This is a genomic window from Candidatus Enterococcus leclercqii, from assembly GCF_009933135.1.
GTDB classification, from domain to species: Bacteria; Bacillota; Bacilli; order Lactobacillales; family Enterococcaceae; genus Enterococcus_C; species Enterococcus_C leclercqii.
In genome coordinates, this window is record NZ_MAEH01000011.1 from 47,736 (window position 1) to 64,348 (window position 16,613).

Below are 16,613 nucleotides of genomic sequence, written 5' to 3' on the forward strand. Positions count from 1 at the left end.
TCTCATATTCAGGGAACGATGTAGCCTTGTCCCACCTTCGTTTCGATATACCCCGTCAGACCCGCCTGCTCGATTTTGCGCCGCAGCCGATTGATATTAACGGTTAGTGTGTTGTCATCTACGAAACGTTCATCATCCCACAACGCCCGCAAGAGTTTTTCCCGCGACAAGATTTTGCCACGATTTTTCAAAAGGATATACAACAAACGATACTCATTTTTCGACAAATCAATGATTTCACCATTGACTTCGGCTGTGCTATTGTCCACATTTAAGGTCAAGCCGTTGTGATTCAAAGTTTCAGTTGTACCACTGGAGTAGTTGTACGAACGTCGCAACAAGGCGTTAATTTTAGCAATCAGCACATCGATTTCAAAAGGCTTGGTGACAAAATCATCTGCCCCCATATTCATAGCCATGATCATGTCCATATTGGTGTTGCGGCTTGAGATGAAGATAATCGGCACCTGTGACACTTCTCGAATTTTTTGACACCAGTAATAGCCGTCAAATACCGGCAAATTGATGTCCAAAAGTACCAACTGTGGCTCTTGCTCCTGAAAATCGTCAAAAACCTGATTGAAATCGGTAGTCCCAAAAACTTCAAACTGCCATTTCTTCAATTCCTCCATGATTAATTGGCGGATGACCCCCTCGTCTTCCACCACCATGATTTTTGCCATTGCCGCTTCCTCCTTCATTTTCTTTACAGCTGCAATCCTTGCAACTGACTTTCTGTTCTAATTTAACGGACATTTCCTAAAAAAACATCCTGCTTTGGTCTGATTCTTCCCCTGCATAAGGTACACTTTCTAAATCACCGGCACCAATTGCTTTGACCATTCTCAAAAAAACATGTTCTCATCACTGTGAATGACTCATCTATGACGGCTACGCTTCTTTTCCTCCGAAAATAGCTGCGAAAGCCTCAGTCTCACCACACTAAGAGTACCAAAAAAAACCGCTCCCGCCAAACAACGAAGATCAGCAAAAAAGCAGCTTCCATTGGTTCTCCTCTTGCAGCTGAAGACAACATTGCCGAAAGTAAAAAGAGTGCCACTACAAGTTCATGATAGTTGACTTCTTCGTCGCAACATGGGATACTGCACAAGTAGTTAGCCGGCTAACCATAAACAGAAAAGAGTTTACCTATGGAAAAATTTACTTTTGTTGACCGCCCCAGCAATCAGCGAATCCAAGTAATGAATGACGTTTCAGAGATGGATTCAACGATATCAGAATTATTTATTGATTTTCAGTGGACCTACCGCAATATGCAAAAGGTCTACGATAGCGTGCTAGATAAAAATGATCTGAGTGAATCGAGATTTATTATCCTGATGTTTTTGAAGAATGCACCTAATTATGAATTGTTGCCCTCGGTTATTTCTGAAAAATTAGGCGCCACCCGTGCTACCGTCAGCAAGTTATTAACTGCCATGACCCACAAAGGCTGGATCATCAAAAACAGCTCACCCTCTGACAAGCGATCGGTGCCTGTACAGCTAACCGACGCAGGTATGGCCGTCTTGGAAGCTTTTTTACCAAAGAATTTCCAAACGGTTCATCTTTTACTTGGTGATTTGACTGCTGAGGAGAGAGCGCAATTTTCCTATCTACTCGGAAAAATCAAACAAAGTACCGAAAAATATACCTTAGAAATGGAGCAATAAAGCATGCAAACTAAAAAAATTGAACTACTTGAAACCTATCTGAGCTTATACATCGATCACTTCACTGTCTTGGAAAATCTTGAAAAGACCGATTCCCCTTATGTAGTTTTGGATGTTCGAAATGCCCCGGCGCAAGTTAAAAAAGATCAGATAAAAAATGCTGTTGCTATGCCTGCAAAAGATTTGGCCAACCACTTAGCTGAATTAGACAAAAGCAAAACTTATGTCGTCTATGATTGGACTGGCGGCACAACCTTAGGCAAGACAGCGTTACTGATTTTATTATCAAACGATTTTGAAGCTTACGAACTAGCCGGTGCCCTCGAAGGCTGGAAAGGCATGAACTTGCCAATTGAAAGTCTGTAAAACTAAAAAATCACCACGTATCTATATGAAGAGGTTATGAGTCTCCTCCAGTCATCAGCCTCTAAAGCGAACAGTATCAAAAGCCAAGCATCTTCCACAGTCTTTTATTGGAAGTTACTTGGCTTTTACTTGTTAAAAACTTTAAATGTGGGCTTGTTATCTTTACCAACAGTATTTTTTATGCATACCACTCGCTCTGAGCCAGATACAACTTCTTGTATTCCCCATCCTTGTTTATCAATTCCTGATGAAGACCGGTTTCAATAATCTGTCCCTCCTTCATCACAATGATCTGATCAGCAAACTTACTCAGTCCAACCTTATGGGAAATAATAATTCTAGTCTGATCGTGATCTTTTGCCATAAAACGAGTAAAAATATCATTTTCAATCAGCGGATCCAGTGCACTGGTCGGTTCATCAAGAATGACCAGTGCACTATCTCTAAAGTTGCCGCGGGCGATTGCCAGTTTCTGCCACTGACCTCCAGAAAGTTCGATTCCGTCATATTCTTTCCCAAGTTTCGTGTTCATCGCTATTTCCGTCTTTTCAGGATCTGCCAACTTTAGATTTGCCATGATTGAATCAAACGTAGGCTTTGGTAAATCTTTATCTAGCTGAGAGATTTGAATATTTTCCTTTACGGTCAGATACAGCTTCATGAAGTCTTGGTTTACAACACTGATTTTTTCATGCCATGAGCTCTCAGGACTCAAAGGCATCTTGTCTACTGTGACACCACCGCAGTTTGGTACATATAGATTCTGGATAATCCGGCTTAACGTGGATTTTCCTGAACCGTTCTCCCCAAGAATTACCACTGTACTTCCTTTTTTTATCGACAGGTTGATTCGTTTCAAAGCAGCTGATTTTCCGGAGGGATAGGTAAAGGATACCTCTGACAATTGGATTTCATCAGAAAATACGGCAGCTTTTTCCCTTCCGACAGCCACTTCCGGCAGATTAAGAAAATCAAAGTAATCGGCAGCATAGCGGATCAAATCCGGCAAGAACGCCAATTCCGTCAGAAACTCCTTAGTTTTTGCCTGCACATTTGAGAAGGCATTTATACAGGAACCAAAAACAGCCACCGTAATTGCTCCCTGAACTGCTAACAAAATTGACAGGAAAATGCTTAAGACGAACCCTGTTACTTTGATTACATCGCAGACAAACAGTGACTTGACTTCTTTTTTGTAAAAGTGCCACTCTTCATTGAGAACCTCTTGTTTGACTGCTTCATACTTCTCAATCAGATAATGGTCGCAGCCGAAAACACGGATTTCCTTGCCCGCTTCTTTTTCACAAAATAATGACCAGAGATACTCTAACATTCGTTCTTTCTTTGCCTGATGGTATTTCATGTAATAAAATTCTTTTCCACGAAGGAAGCTGATAATCAGATAGGGTATCACGCTCAAAATACAAATTGGAAGGAAGAATACTGAAAACTGCATCAGTGTCAGGCTAAGGGAGATCACAGATACCAAAGCACAGCCGCAAACAGTCGCAGACATAAACAACTGACTGAGTTTTTCATACTCAATACACTCCATTGCTCTTTTTTGTTTATCTAGCACATCCGGATTTTCAAAGTCGATCAGCGGCAGTCGGGCGGCTTTCTCAGACAAGTTGATTCGGGCATAGCTAATGTACTTTTCATAGACTCCCATATTGATCACCAAATTAGAGATCAGTTCAAAAATTTGCTGGGTAAAATAAATTCCGAAAACCGCGACGCTCCAAAAGATAACTTTATTGAACTGAGCATCTTCCCCATTGCTAAATGCTAATACACTATTCAGTAGACTCGTGGTTACCATTACAATGGCGGTGGGAATTAGCGCTTCTAATACATAATAGAAAATCATCAAACCGCTTGAAAATGGTGCGATTTTAAATGACAATCCGACGGTTCGAAAGAGAACTGCTGCTTTTGTTTTCATATATCCTCCAGTTTGTCTTTGATAAGTTCGCAAACTTATCAGGCATACCAGCTCTGTTGACTGGCAAACATTTTGGCGTACAATCCATTTCTGTCCATCAAATCTCCATGACACCCGATATCGTTGATGCTCCGATTTGCCAGTACAATGATTCTGTCTGCGATTCGCGCGCTGGCCAATCGATGAGAAATAATGATTGTTCCTTTATTTTTTGAGACATCGAGAAAGTTTCGATAGATCCGACTTTCCGCAAATGGATCCAGTGAAGCAGTAGGCTCATCTAGTACCGTGAACTTCGAAGCCGCTAGACAGGCTCGGGCAATAGCCAGATTCTGCCATTGGCCCCCTGAAAGACCGATGCCGTCTTCTGCTAATTTTCCCAGCGACTGGTCCAGTCCAAACTCAAAGTAATCGTCTTTCGTCAGGTTTCGTAACACTTTTTCGACTGTTCTGTCCTCCCACATAGCCTCAACATTTCCCAAACCAATAGCCTCTCGTAGTGTAAACTGATACTTGCCATAATCCTGAAAGACTGCACTTATATACTCACGAAAAAGATCCAATGGAATTTCCCAGATATCGCATCCGTTGATCAGAATTTGTCCCTCTGTCGGTTTATATAAGCGGCAGAGAAGCTTGATCATAGTAGATTTACCGCTACCATTCCCACCGACGATAGCAACGTTTTCATCACTTTGGATACAAAAAGATATATTTTCCAGTATGTTCTGATCGGTTCCTGGATAGCGGAAACTGACGTGTCGAAACTCAATAGTAGCGTTGCCCAATGCCAAAGCATCCTGCCGATGCATTTTTTCCACAGGTTCTTGCTTTTCCAAAAAATCAAAAAGCAGCATTGTCTTAAAACGATTTTTTGCGTTTGAAAGAATCGTATCCGAAATAGCTTTCGTGAAAACAAACGTACTGCCGATGGAGGAAAACAGAGCCAGAAATAACCCAAAATCAATCTTTTGTTCCCGTAAATTTTCCAGCAAGAACCCCATGAACAGTCCTATCCAAATCGTATACAATAAATACGACAGTCCTTTGAATTTTTGCGCATTCAGCGTCCCAATCAGACGATCCTGTAAAACTTTTTTGTTGCTTTTTCGCCACAATTCTTTGATGTACTTCAGCGCATCAAAAACCCGCAACTCTGCCAACGAATTTTTTTCACTCAATAAAGAAGAAAGGTATGACAGTTTGCGTTCTTCGGAGGTTTGGACATCATACATCTGATTCAACTCATTGGTCATTTTGACATTGCAAAAGACCAGAAAGACAATAAAGAAGATATACAAAAATCCAAACAGATGAGAAATTTTCATAAATATTACGACCAAGGCCGCATTTGCCAACACATTTGAAGTCAAGCACAAGATTCCATTGAAATAGTCGACGGCGGTTTTATGCGCTTTCATTCCAATCTGAGTGATTTGATTCATAAAGTCTTCGTTTTCCAGGTTTTGGTAAGGCATGTTCGCTAGCCTGGTGACCATTCCTCTGGAAAGAGCTTTATTGATTTTCATCTCGAGCTCACAATCCAAAAAACGATCGATAGAAAAACGAATGGATGAGAGGAACGTGAGCCCAATCAGTAGCAGACTATAAATTGGCAGTTTTTGAGGCGCACCGTCGATCAACAGAAGCAGCTGATTCACTACTTTCTGGGTGGTCAGAATCGTTAATGCCGGAATTAGGGAATAGAGAAGCTGACAGAACATTTTACCTAGCGCCCATTTTGGAGATTTTGAAACGATATAGTGGAGTGTTTTCCATTCGATAGTCATATTTTCCCTCTCGTGTTCTTCTCAATTCTTTTTTATACTGACTCGCAAAATCCATATCTCATCTTTTTCTAGCAATATCAAAACTGCAGAACATATTTTCATTCAAAGTATCCTAAATGATCTTCGCTTCATCACTAAACTCTACTAACAATACCTGTGGTCTTTTTGATAATAAACGGTTGAAATATATTTAATGGTATTAGTGAGATCATTTACTTTTGACACAGTATTAATACTCCTAAAATTTCCAATACTAATAGCAGGACCTCTAAAATCGAATCTAAAAAAGGCTATACCATAGCCTTCCCAAATGAAGCTATAAGTCTGTTGCTTTCAACTCTGTTACGCCTCTATTTTTAAACGTTTACATTTTGTTCATTTCTAAAATCAAATATGTATAATGCATAACTTTAATTTAGATAGAAAGTAAACAATATCTATTGAACACTCCCTAGAAATTAATCTTTGAAAAAATTTTTCTTTTTTCACAACCATTTCATAAATTGTAATTTTAAACTGTAGTGGAATGACCGCTTATCTCAGAATAACCAGTACATCTTCTAGCACATTTCCACCTGCTCTACTTCTTTATTACAGTTTACTATTACGTTCATTTATGTTATAAAATAATCGAAAACAGCACTTTTTAGAGGTGGTATTCGATGGATTATGGCAATCTATTAAAAATTAAAAGAAAAAATAGAAATATAAGTAGAACTGAGCTTACTGCTGGAATCACGTCAGTGAGTTATCTTCAACGAGTTGAAAATACTAATTCAAAAATAGATTTCGATATTTTGGCTCAACTACTAGAGCGAATGAATATTCAATTTGATGAGTTTTGTTACGAAGTGAATTGTTCTAATTCCTCTAAGAAGACCTTCTTTCGTAAAGAATTTGTACGAGTAATTAATTCTCCGGTTGATATCCGCCATTTTCTCAATGACCTGGAACTCGAGTACCACCAATCTAATGATATTTTTTATCTTTATCTTCTTATTCAAATGAAAGTTATAAGTACAAGGTTGCCGTATCTTGAAAGTAGTGAAATCTCAAGTAGTGAAATCAAAATCATTCATGAACATCTCGGCAAATTGGATGGTTGGGGATATTTTGAACTCGCTATGTATGTAAATTGCCTTTCAATATTTAGCAAAAATCATTTAACTTTTAACTATTTAGATGTACTATCACAGTTTAAAAAATATGAATCAATTCCTAAATACCGTCTTGCCGAAATAAAGTTTTTAGTCAACCATCTGATACTATGCTTTGAGCAGAAAAACTATCTACCAATTCCAGACTTGCTTAACGAGCTTTATAACCAAACAGAAGATAGTGATTACCTAAAGGGACGATTATATTGGAAATTTTTTAATGAGCTATTTCTTTCCATGGACGGACAAGTATGTTTCGATCCTGAACCAATAGTCTCGCTTTTTCATAATTTAGGGTACTACCATGATGTTCAAAATCTGAGGGATATCATAAAATCTGCGAAATGATTTTAAGTTAATTCCAAACTCAACCTAGTCCACCCACACGGCCAGGGGCTTAAATCATTTCTAATGGAATAAAGTTATACGAGCAAGAAAACATATGCTAAAAATAGATGTAACCCCCTCGTCTCAAAGTCCGTAGAAGGAGCATTGTCATACGTATAAAAGAAGTGGATGGCACTAACTTTCCTTGAAGAAGTCAAGGAGAGTCCGCGTTTGAAACTTTCAACAATGAAATAGTGCCTAATAAATTTTCAGAAGTGGACATATTGCTGTTTGCAAAGTCTGAAAAAGCAAAAACTGCACGCGACGATAAACGTCGGGTGCAGTCTGTTTCATCTGAAATCAAAAGTGATCGATCTGGTTTTGCTGCTGGATTCCTACAGCCGGCGCTTCTTCGATGACTTTTTCCAAGATGGTTTCCTTCTCTTTAGAAGTGTCTTCGTGTCCGGGCTCGTCGTCCAAGTTCAGCTCTTTCTCCATTTCGTCGAGTTTTTCGAAGGTGTCCTCTTTCTTCGCTTCTTCGGCCAACTCTTCCAATTTCTTCTTGTCTTGTTCGTCTGCCATGCTAAAGAACCTCCTTTATTGCCATTGTTGAGACTTCCTGTTCGCATCACTTAGAGGATACGAATCCCAACAGCTTGACTATGATAAGGGTATCATGTTTGTTCGGATAAAGCGAAAGATTTGCTGATATCCGACGATTTTTTTGTAGAATCAGGCCAGTTCGTTAATGACCTTCTGCATCAATTCCGCAGCTTCGTCTGGTAATGTATTGTATCCGTCATTTTCCGTTTTTTGTGCCAAGATAAAGTCCAAACGACTTTGCATCCGCGTCCGCAGTGCCGCAACGTACTTAGCATCATCAAAATCCACCTCAAAGCCCTCTATTGCAAGATAACTCATGCCCTCCATTGATCCAAAAGGTACGAATTTCGCTTGGCTTTCCACGATTTTTTCAATGGAACCTAACGTATCGGCTGGTTTGACTTTTTTACCTTTGTAAAAACCGGTATTCAGGATGTAGCAGGCGGTGTGATTTTTTTCAAATAGGTCTTTGAAATCAGCGAAATCTTGTCCCAACGGATAAACCCGGAACGGATTAGCATAAGGTTCAATGACCAATTTATCCATATCCACATTGCCCACGACATTTTCAGCAGTGGTCCGTTTCGTTGCCAAGGTTAAGCCGAAGACTGCTGCTAACACGGGATCATCAATTTTCACCACCGGCGGCAGGCTATCGTCTTTCATAATCCAAAAGATGGCATCAATGGCCGAACGCAGATGATCCACCCGATTTGGTGTCACATAACGAGATTTTACAGTCCGACCATTGCCGTTACGGATATCTTGGGTGACGATGACTTTTTTGCCGCTGTCATCCAAAGTAACACCTACATTTTGACAAGTGATGAAATAGTCCACTGCCGGATCATCCAGCGGGTAATCCTGTGTTTTATCAAAATAAGCTGGTTCCAGCGCAGTTGTAGAGCCGTCTGCTTTGTTGATAACAAAGGCATCATCATGAAGCACTTTGACTTCGTATTTATCCCCGTGCTTAGCCAGTGTAATGGTTGACTTACCGGAACCGGAAAGACCAAATGCCGCCATGGTAAACTTCTTGTCTGGCAATTGGTATTGCTTCATCCCCCCGTGGCAGGCCACATAGCCGTTGCGATGTGCAGTTGCCCAAGCCAGCGTCAGCGTCGCTTTCTTCAACTCGCCAAAGTAATTTAACCCCAGTACTGCTGCCACATTGTGTTCGGGATCAAATAGCGCTAAGCCGTGGGGATAATCTGGGTGTCGCCAATCAGGATCAGCATAGAGGTAAATATCATTTTCCGGATAAGCTTTAGAATCTTGGTATTCAGACAACCACTCATTGGTAGCAATCTGGAAATTTAACAAATAAGAATAGAAATTCGTCTCATAATTCACTGGCAGCAACAGGTGTGCCTTTACCATAAAGTCTTTATCCAATCCTACAACAACTTCGCCGCAATAAAATTTCTTGTGGGTACTTTGATGCAGGGCGTCACGTAAGACACCTTCATAAAGCGCCTTGTCGATACCCGGTTGACCAACCACTCGACGGGCAGCAGCAGTCCGACCGGTCACTTTACCATCATTGAATACGATGACTTTCGCATCATCGGGAAGTCCTAAATCCGCGGTATGGATCACCGGCATATCTGTAATCACAGCTCCTGGTGCTGCTTTAGCCAATTCGTAAGCCTGAGCCAGATCAACGATTGCCTCGACATTGTTGCCATAAAAAGCAGACTCAACCAGGGTTTTAAAACTGGAAAAAAGCTTGTTTTCTGGAGTAATATCTCCATGGGAATACCTGCCGACAGTTGCCATATAATGATTCCTCCAATCGATTATTAAATGTACAGCGTTTACAATCTAACAATATCATTATAATACAACTGCGGTTTTATGTCCTATGATTTTAGTCCTTTGATTTGATTATCTGAATTCCGATATCCCTTCTCTAATCAATAACGAACGTTTAACTGAAAGTCCGCTGCGAAATCCCGTCAACCGACCATTTTTCCCAATGACTCGATGGCAAGGAACTACCACTAAAAGCGGGTTGCGCCCCACCGCATTCGCCACTGCACGGATGGCTTGTGGATGGTTGATTTGCTCAGCCAACTCGCTGTAAGTCGTCAAAGTACCATAGGGCTGCTGCTTTAGTGCGTGCCAAACCTCTTGTTGAAATGCCGTCCCGACAAAGTGCAGCGGCAGCTCAAACTCCCGCAATGTTCCCTGATCATATGCCAATAGCTGCTTTTCTGCTTCCGACAGCCGTTCACTGATCAACTTTTCTTCAGTAGCTTCTGGCTCTTTTTGAATCTCGTATCCTTTAAAAAAACGCTGCAACTCACCTTCGCGAGGTGTACTGATATAAGCGACACCCGTTTTTGTAGCCCCTACTTGTACCGTTAAATCCAGATTGGGCAAATAAACACTGCGATAAACCAATACTTTTTCCATGTGGCATCCCCCTTATAGTTTGGCTTTATTATATACGATGAACCTCAGTTTATAAAAAAATCCGCCAGAATCTTATAGTGGCCTTCCCACAGCCTGTTTTCCCGAAACCTGCTTAAAATAGGCTGATTTAACAGATAGCATTTTTCTAAAAAAAGGACCGAAAGCACTCGCAATAACAAGTAACTTCCGGTCGTTTTTTTGATAGCGAATAGCTGGCCAGCAGAAAGAAAACTAGCCGATAGAGGATTTTTGCTTGAAAAAGTGTTTAATATCTGTCACCGCGGGGTAATCGATAAATTGCAGACTTAAACTCAAGTCCGCCGTTCCCTCTTTAACATCTATCACGACATGGCCAATTTGCTTTTTATAAAGCCAGATACTGCTCTTTTCTGTGAAAGCTTGAATCTTTGGCCGCTCGACAAAGGTCAGTGTCTTAGTGATAAAGGCAAAATTCTGGAAACAGATACGATGGGCAGATTGGATTTGATAGCCTTGAAAGCGGCAATCGAGGGCTCTTCCCAGCAGCACCAATAAAATCAACAGTGTCCAGATTCCCCCGGCAATTGGATGAATTAGAAAGCCTGCGACACTGCCGATGCTTCCTATCAAAAGAAGCCAACGCCAGAAATACCACAGCTTGCCTCGGGAGACAAACCGAATTTGCGGTTCATCAAAATCCCATTCCGGAAGTAAAAAGTCCAAAACCCTATACAGTTCTCGATCACTGACAATGGGCAAAAAGTACAGGTCTTTGCTGCCAGACTCCCCTTCTTTTTCCTGTCCCCCGGCTAAGATCAACTCGACCGAGGAAAGCCGCAAAATTCGCCGCAGCAATTGCTGTTTGATCCGAATTCCTTGTAGTTTTTCCAGAGGAATCTTTTGCACACGTCTTTCCAAAAGGCCGCTTTCGATAGTCAAGGTGTTGCCGTTGCGGCTAACTTTGAAATTGTAATACTGCATGAAATTTTTCACTAGCGAGATTACGATAATCACTAGCAATACCACTAGCGTCAAAGCCAAAGCTATGATCCAGCCCGCTTGTATAAGGTTCACCGAGGCGTCTGCGGCTTTGTCCAACCATTCTTCAGGAATAAACTCCTGCGCAAAAGCCAGCAGGGCAAAAGCTGCCGCTAGTATGCTGATATCTGTGATACCAAACAAAAAAATCTGCTGATTGGTAATGGTGTAAATGTATTCTGGTGCTTTAGAAGAGTTTCCTATTGATTTTAGCGGCATCTCACTTGTTGAAGAACTTGTCTCAGCAGACAATCCGACTGTCAGTTCCTCCTCTCTGGGATCTTCCAAATCATTTATTGTCTCAGGAAGTGGCTCTAAGCGAGTGTCTGTCGCCGTTAATTGTTCCCTTCTGCGGAAATTTTCGATTAGCTGCAAGACTTCTTCAGAAACTGCCGGCAACGAGGCCTCCGCTTTTTCTGATGAGCCACCTGCCGTTTCAATCAGAACTTGAGTCACTTGAAACGGCTGAAAAAAGAACCACTGCCGTTGCTTGATGGTCTGTATTCGTTCATAGGGGATGTCGGTTTCCGACTTTCGAAAAATTCCTTTGTAAATTACTACCTTTTCCGGCGAAATCTCATAGTACTCGAAAAAATAACGGACTAGCGCAAAGCCCAGCAGAATCAACAGCAGTCCGCCACACGCGCCCCACCCATACCAATGGTCCAAACCACTGCGAAAAATAATAATCAGAAATATAAAGAACATGCTTTTAATACTTTCAAACAGCGAAATAACAATAGCTAACGGATGAAAATGACGTTTTTCAGACATCTTCTTTCGCCACCTTTACCATATCAATAATCTGTTTGCGCAATGTCATCGCCTCTTCCACGTCCAAACCTGCCAAATGATGGTCGGTAGCTGCGGTATGGATGATAATTTCCATCAGATTTTCTTTCCTTAAGAAAGGCCCCTGCTCGGTCTCGACATGCTGGATACGATTGATAGGTACATAAGTAATACTGCGGAAAATATAGCCCTTTTGAAAGGCGAGATCTTCTGGCGTGATTTCATATCGATGAAATTTATAACGGTAGGGAATCAACAGCTGGCTGATGACAAAAATGACTACCACCAGTACAAAATAGCCGACTGCCAGCCAAAGCCAGACTTCTTTTAGTAGGTGGTTGAGCTTTAAGATTGTAGCTACGACGCTGCCAATTGCTAAAAAAATAATCAAAGACAACAGGTTGCTCTTTTGCCAGACTTTTTTGATACGCTCGGGCATTTGCTTGGGTAATAAAGGGTAGGCCATTTTACAAAACTCCCAACTTTAACTTTAATAATAAAACACTCCATCACAAGACTCTGCTTGTATCTTATAACCTGCCTATAACTCAGTCAAGCTGATATCCCAGGATATTTTAGTCTCAAATCACGGAGCCGCCGATAAACAAAAAAACAGCATTGCCGGCTCTTCCGACAAACTGCTGCTTTTCAGCTGCCACTAGGCTTTTTTTACGAAAACTCTCGGTGAACGTTGATTTCTTTACGATACTTTTCTTGTGCCAGCTTTTTTAACCGATACCCGCAATAAACACAGCTGACAGCATTTCCCACAAGCAATAGTCCGCTAATCACATGAATAGCCGGTACCAACATAACTAGCAACAACCCCACGATAGCCAAGGCATTCAAATGAAGCGCCAACCTCTGACGATTCCTGCGAAAATGATGTAGAAAAAGACCAATGTGAATGATTAAAAAGGCGCCAAAAAAGAGGTTGCTCCCCATCAGATCCACATTTTCCGGTAGTACAGTATACAGTCCAATGGCAGGTTTCGCAGCTCCTGCTCCTTTAGTGGTGATAAATGTAGGCAAGAACACCGCCATCGCTCCCAGCAAAACATCGCAAAGTGCTAACCCGCTATACCTGATATCCCCTTGCTTTGACTTGTTTTCCAGAAGATAATCCATTCCCATACTCCCGGCTTGAGAAATAAGATCTACCAGATTTTTGCTTTCCTTTGTCATTTTTCCGCCTCCTTATTATGATGTCGCTGAATTTCTAACACCCCATCAATGGGCACCAGAGTTTCACTTCATAGAACCAACCTATTTTTTATGAAGTGGCAGTTTACCCTGTATACAACCGAATTTGATTGCAAACTTCCCTTTCATTTATCATACCACGCCGCAAATAGAAACCGCATTCATTTCAAGTGTTACATAAAAAACTTCTTATCCAACTGCACCAGCTGGATAAGAAGTCATTTTTTATTTAGGCAGAAAGTTTTTCCGCCTCATTTGTCTAAGCAAAAGTTTTGTAGATTGCCAGCTCTCTGTCTTCACTTGTCCCGCGTATCCAAAAGAATCGTAACCGGGCCGTCATTTATCAAAGAAACCTGCATATCCGCTCCGAATTCTCCGGTAGCAACCTTGAGACCTGCCTCGCGTAACCCTTGATTAAAGGCATCATATAGTGGAATTGCTTGCTGTGGACGAGCGGCTTTGATGAAGCTGGGCCGGTTGCCTTTTTTGGTATCAGCAACCAACGTAAACTGCGAAATACTCAAAATCTGACCACCCGCTGGCAAATCCTGTAAAGAGCAATTCATCTTACCCGCCTCATCTTCAAAGACGCGCATCATGCTAATCTTACGCACCAGGTACTCTACGTCTTCTAAGCTATCTTCTTCATGGATTCCTAACAGGACCATAAAGCCGTTACCAATCTCCCCGACTGTCACACCGTCAATTTTGACAGCCGCTTCGGAAACACGTTGCAAAACTGCCCGCATCTTTTTGTCACCCCCGTGTACGCCGAACGCTATACACATCCGGAATCTGCTTGATTTTATCCACGATGGATTTCAGGTGGCTGAGGTTTTGAATGGAGACCGTCAAGCGGATTGTAGCCATCTTGTCCTTATTGGAGCGCGCTTCGACACTTTGCAGTCGTTTGGTCATGCCATTGACAGTCATCAAGACATCATTTAGCAGACCACTGCGATCATAGCCATAAATTTCCAGATCAGCATCGTATTCTTTGGAGCTGTTGGAAGTATCTTCCCACTCCACTTCAATGAGTCGTTTTTCAGCTTCTGGTGATTGCACATTTGGACAGTCCGCCCGATGAATAGAGATCCCGCGGCCTTTCGTGATATAGCCAACGATTTCGTCGCCAGGTACTGGGTTACAACAGCGGCTGATTCGGATGAGTAGATTATCGACACCTTCAATGACAATGCCACCCTCATGCCGAACCTTCATCTTTTCCTTTTTTTCAACCGGTTGATTCACTAACTCCTGAACCTGCTGCTCTTTTTTCTCTTTTTCACGTTTTTTACGCTCTTCTACTGTCAGACGATTAGCCAGTGAAATTGGTGAAAGCTCCCCATAGCCAACTGCCGCGTACAGATCATCTTCACTTTGATAGTTGAAGTGTTCGCAAGCGTCTTTGATCTTATCTTTTGCTACCATATCTTTTGGCATAAAGTCCATTTCCTGCAACATCCGATAAAGCGTATCATGGCCTTTTTGAATATTGGCATCACGGTCTTGGCTCTTAAAAAAGCGTTTGATCTTGTTTTTAGCTTTGCTCGTTGTTACCAGCTTCAACCAATCTCGACTTGGTCCAAAAGAATTTGGCGAAGTCAAAATCTCGATGATATCCCCGTTTTTCAGCTTATAATCCAACTGCACCATCTTGCCGTTGACCTTAGCACCGGTCGTCTTGTTACCGATATCGGTATGGATATTGTAAGCAAAATCCAATGGGCCAGATCCTTTTGGCAGCTCGGAAACATCCCCTTTTGGAGTAAAGACGTAAACCTTATCTGAAAAAATGTCTCCTTTGACACCTTCCATGAATTCCGGTGCATCGTAAGCATCGTCTTGCAGCTCAAGGATTTCTTGAAACCATCCCACCTGTTTAGTCATATTGTCTTCTTTGACTTTTTCGGTGCGGCCTTCCTTATACGCCCAGTGAGCAGCTACCCCGAATTCGGCGATTTCATGCATTTCATGGGTTCGAATCTGGACTTCCACCGGGTTACCTTTAGGACCAATCACTGTCGTGTGCAACGACTGATACATGTTGGATTTTGGCATCGCAATATAATCTTTGAAGCGCCCGGGCATCGGTTTCCATTTGGTATGAATGGTTCCCAAAACGGCATAACAATCTTTGATGGAGTCCACGATTACCCGAATTGCCAACAAGTCATAGATTTCATCGAATTTTTTCTTCTGGTCCACCATTTTGCGGTAGATCGAATAGATATGCTTTGGCCGGCCGTAGATTTCCGCATAGATGTCCAAATCTTCGGTTGCTAAGCGGATTTCTTCCACTGCTTCGGCAATATAGGCTTCTCGCTCATCGCGTTTGGACTGCATCAGATGAACAATTCGGTAATACTGCTTAGGGTTCAAATAACGCAGTGCTGTATCTTCCAATTCCCATTTGATGCGGCTAATCCCCAACCGGTGAGCCAAAGGTGCATAAATCTCCAATGTTTCTTTGGCAATGCGGCGCTGCTTGTCTTCTCGCAAATGCTTCAAGGTGCGCATATTGTGAAGGCGGTCCGCCAACTTGACCATAATTACCCGCAAGTCTTGCGCCATCGCTAAGAGCATCTTACGGTGATTTTCCGCCAGCTGTTCTTCATGGGATTTGTACTTGATCTTCCGCAGCTTAGTTACACCGTCTACCAACATGGCTACATCACTGCCGAATTCTTCAGTCAAATCTTGCAGTGTCACATCGGTATCTTCTACAACATCATGTAAAAAGCCCGTCGCTACTGTATGAGGATCCATGTTCAGTTCTGCCAAAATCCCCGCTACTTGAATCGGATGAATGATATAGGGTTCACCGGATTTACGAAACTGACCGTCGTGGGCTGCCGTAGCGTAGTCCAACGCTTTTTGGACGAAAGCCACATGTTCAGGACTCATATACCCGCGCACCAGTTTGATAACTCCGGGGCCTGTCAATATGATTTCTTTACTCATCTCAAGCCCTCCTTTTTCCGCAGCATCCACCGGTGGCCGGCACTTGGTAGCCGTCGTTTCAGTGTCGCTGCTTTTGTTTCTTGAAAATCAAAAAGTACTAGGGCGTATCTGAAAACTCCGATAAGTCACAGATTCTTTGCCACGATTACGAGAAATGCACCACTTACATAATACGAATAAGTAGGCACTGCAACGCAAATCGCTCTTCAAAGAATCAAGAAAGCTATCAGAGAAGTTTTCAGATACGCCCTACTTTATGCTAAGTAGCACTTCCTGAAATGAATGTCATCATTATACACGCTGCCACCGGCTTTTTCAATCCGACGACATTTGGGTTATTCGTTGTAGAATCTGGCTT

At 42.0% G+C, this 16,613-nt stretch carries 14 protein-coding genes; 3 read left to right on the plus strand and 11 right to left on the minus strand.

What is annotated here, in order from left to right; translation table 11 throughout:
• Positions 1-8: 8 nt before the first annotated feature.
• The gene (sapR, locus tag BAU14_RS05080) at positions 9-683 is read right to left on the minus strand and encodes a two-component system response regulator SapR (RefSeq protein ID WP_161899007.1); all 675 of its coding nucleotides are present in this window, start codon (positions 681-683) and stop codon (positions 9-11) included.
• A gap of 468 nt (positions 684-1,151) precedes the next feature.
• Here sapR and BAU14_RS05085 point away from each other — a divergent pair, with 468 nt between their 5' ends.
• Entirely contained in the window at positions 1,152-1,673 is a 522-nt protein-coding gene (locus tag BAU14_RS05085; protein WP_161899008.1) for a MarR family winged helix-turn-helix transcriptional regulator, read from the plus strand.
• A gap of 3 nt (positions 1,674-1,676) precedes the next feature.
• Positions 1,677-2,039, plus strand: coding sequence for a rhodanese-like domain-containing protein (locus tag BAU14_RS05090; RefSeq protein ID WP_161899009.1), 363 nt, complete (start codon positions 1,677-1,679; stop codon positions 2,037-2,039).
• Positions 2,040-2,217: 178 nt separating this feature from the next.
• On the opposite strand, the gene BAU14_RS05095 is transcribed toward BAU14_RS05090, so the two are convergent.
• Together BAU14_RS05095 and BAU14_RS05100 are read right to left on the minus strand one after the other, a co-directional pair.
• Positions 2,218-3,984, minus strand: coding sequence for an ABC transporter ATP-binding protein (locus tag BAU14_RS05095; protein ID WP_161899010.1), 1,767 nt, complete (start codon positions 3,982-3,984; stop codon positions 2,218-2,220).
• A 38-nt stretch (positions 3,985-4,022) separates the two neighbouring features.
• Entirely contained in the window at positions 4,023-5,774 is a 1,752-nt protein-coding gene (locus tag BAU14_RS05100) for an ABC transporter ATP-binding protein (RefSeq protein WP_161899011.1), read from the minus strand.
• 662 nt (positions 5,775-6,436) lie between these two features.
• Here BAU14_RS05100 and BAU14_RS05105 point away from each other — a divergent pair.
• Positions 6,437-7,279 carry a helix-turn-helix domain-containing protein gene (locus BAU14_RS05105; protein WP_161899012.1) on the plus strand — a complete coding sequence of 281 codons (843 nt, stop codon included), beginning with the start codon at positions 6,437-6,439 and terminating at the stop codon, positions 7,277-7,279.
• 339 nt (positions 7,280-7,618) lie between these two features.
• On the opposite strand, the gene BAU14_RS05110 is transcribed toward BAU14_RS05105, so the two are convergent.
• The 8 genes from BAU14_RS05110 to BAU14_RS05145 form a co-directional block, all read right to left on the minus strand.
• Positions 7,619-7,840 carry a hypothetical protein gene (locus BAU14_RS05110; protein ID WP_161899013.1) on the minus strand — a complete coding sequence of 74 codons (222 nt, stop codon included), beginning with the start codon at positions 7,838-7,840 and terminating at the stop codon, positions 7,619-7,621.
• A 150-nt stretch (positions 7,841-7,990) separates the two neighbouring features.
• The gene (locus tag BAU14_RS05115) at positions 7,991-9,640 is read right to left on the minus strand and encodes a phosphoenolpyruvate carboxykinase (ATP) (protein WP_161899014.1); all 1,650 of its coding nucleotides are present in this window, start codon (positions 9,638-9,640) and stop codon (positions 7,991-7,993) included.
• 108 nt (positions 9,641-9,748) lie between these two features.
• Complete coding sequence (locus BAU14_RS05120) at positions 9,749-10,279, minus strand: methylated-DNA--[protein]-cysteine S-methyltransferase (RefSeq protein WP_161899015.1); 531 nt, start codon at positions 10,277-10,279, stop codon at positions 9,749-9,751.
• Between the two features lie 231 nt (positions 10,280-10,510).
• Positions 10,511-12,070, minus strand: coding sequence for a PH domain-containing protein (locus BAU14_RS05125; protein ID WP_161899016.1), 1,560 nt, complete (start codon positions 12,068-12,070; stop codon positions 10,511-10,513).
• Complete coding sequence (locus BAU14_RS05130; protein ID WP_161899017.1) at positions 12,063-12,554, minus strand: PH domain-containing protein; 492 nt, start codon at positions 12,552-12,554, stop codon at positions 12,063-12,065. The genes BAU14_RS05125 and BAU14_RS05130 overlap by 8 nt, the downstream gene beginning before the upstream one ends.
• 203 nt (positions 12,555-12,757) lie before the next feature.
• A complete protein-coding gene (locus BAU14_RS05135) occupies positions 12,758-13,273 on the minus strand; it encodes a hypothetical protein (protein WP_161899018.1) in 516 nt (171 codons plus the stop codon).
• Between the two features lie 314 nt (positions 13,274-13,587).
• Positions 13,588-14,040, minus strand: coding sequence for a D-aminoacyl-tRNA deacylase (dtd, locus tag BAU14_RS05140; protein WP_161899019.1), 453 nt, complete (start codon positions 14,038-14,040; stop codon positions 13,588-13,590).
• A gap of 7 nt (positions 14,041-14,047) precedes the next feature.
• On the minus strand, positions 14,048-16,255 hold the full coding sequence (locus BAU14_RS05145) for a RelA/SpoT family protein (RefSeq protein ID WP_161899020.1): 2,208 nt from the start codon (positions 16,253-16,255) through the stop codon (positions 14,048-14,050).
• Positions 16,256-16,613 lie beyond the last annotated feature (358 nt).

Coding starts and splice junctions, on each gene's coding strand:
- BAU14_RS05120 (WP_161899015.1), bottom strand. CDS start 10,279: ATGGAAAAAGTATTGGTTTATCGCAGTGTTTATTTGCCCAATCTGGAT.
- BAU14_RS05085 (WP_161899008.1), top strand. CDS start 1,152: ATGGAAAAATTTACTTTTGTTGACCGCCCCAGCAATCAGCGAATCCAA.
- BAU14_RS05110 (WP_161899013.1), bottom strand. CDS start 7,840: ATGGCAGACGAACAAGACAAGAAGAAATTGGAAGAGTTGGCCGAAGAA.
- BAU14_RS05100 (WP_161899011.1), bottom strand. CDS start 5,774: ATGACTATCGAATGGAAAACACTCCACTATATCGTTTCAAAATCTCCA.
- BAU14_RS05130 (WP_161899017.1), bottom strand. CDS start 12,554: ATGGCCTACCCTTTATTACCCAAGCAAATGCCCGAGCGTATCAAAAAA.
- dtd (WP_161899019.1), bottom strand. CDS start 14,040: ATGCGGGCAGTTTTGCAACGTGTTTCCGAAGCGGCTGTCAAAATTGAC.
- BAU14_RS05105 (WP_161899012.1), top strand. CDS start 6,437: ATGGATTATGGCAATCTATTAAAAATTAAAAGAAAAAATAGAAATATA.
- BAU14_RS05145 (WP_161899020.1), bottom strand. CDS start 16,255: ATGAGTAAAGAAATCATATTGACAGGCCCCGGAGTTATCAAACTGGTG.
- BAU14_RS05090 (WP_161899009.1), top strand. CDS start 1,677: ATGCAAACTAAAAAAATTGAACTACTTGAAACCTATCTGAGCTTATAC.
- BAU14_RS05095 (WP_161899010.1), bottom strand. CDS start 3,984: ATGAAAACAAAAGCAGCAGTTCTCTTTCGAACCGTCGGATTGTCATTT.
- BAU14_RS05135 (WP_161899018.1), bottom strand. CDS start 13,273: ATGACAAAGGAAAGCAAAAATCTGGTAGATCTTATTTCTCAAGCCGGG.
- BAU14_RS05115 (WP_161899014.1), bottom strand. CDS start 9,640: ATGGCAACTGTCGGCAGGTATTCCCATGGAGATATTACTCCAGAAAAC.
- BAU14_RS05125 (WP_161899016.1), bottom strand. CDS start 12,070: ATGTCTGAAAAACGTCATTTTCATCCGTTAGCTATTGTTATTTCGCTG.
- sapR (WP_161899007.1), bottom strand. CDS start 683: ATGGCAAAAATCATGGTGGTGGAAGACGAGGGGGTCATCCGCCAATTA.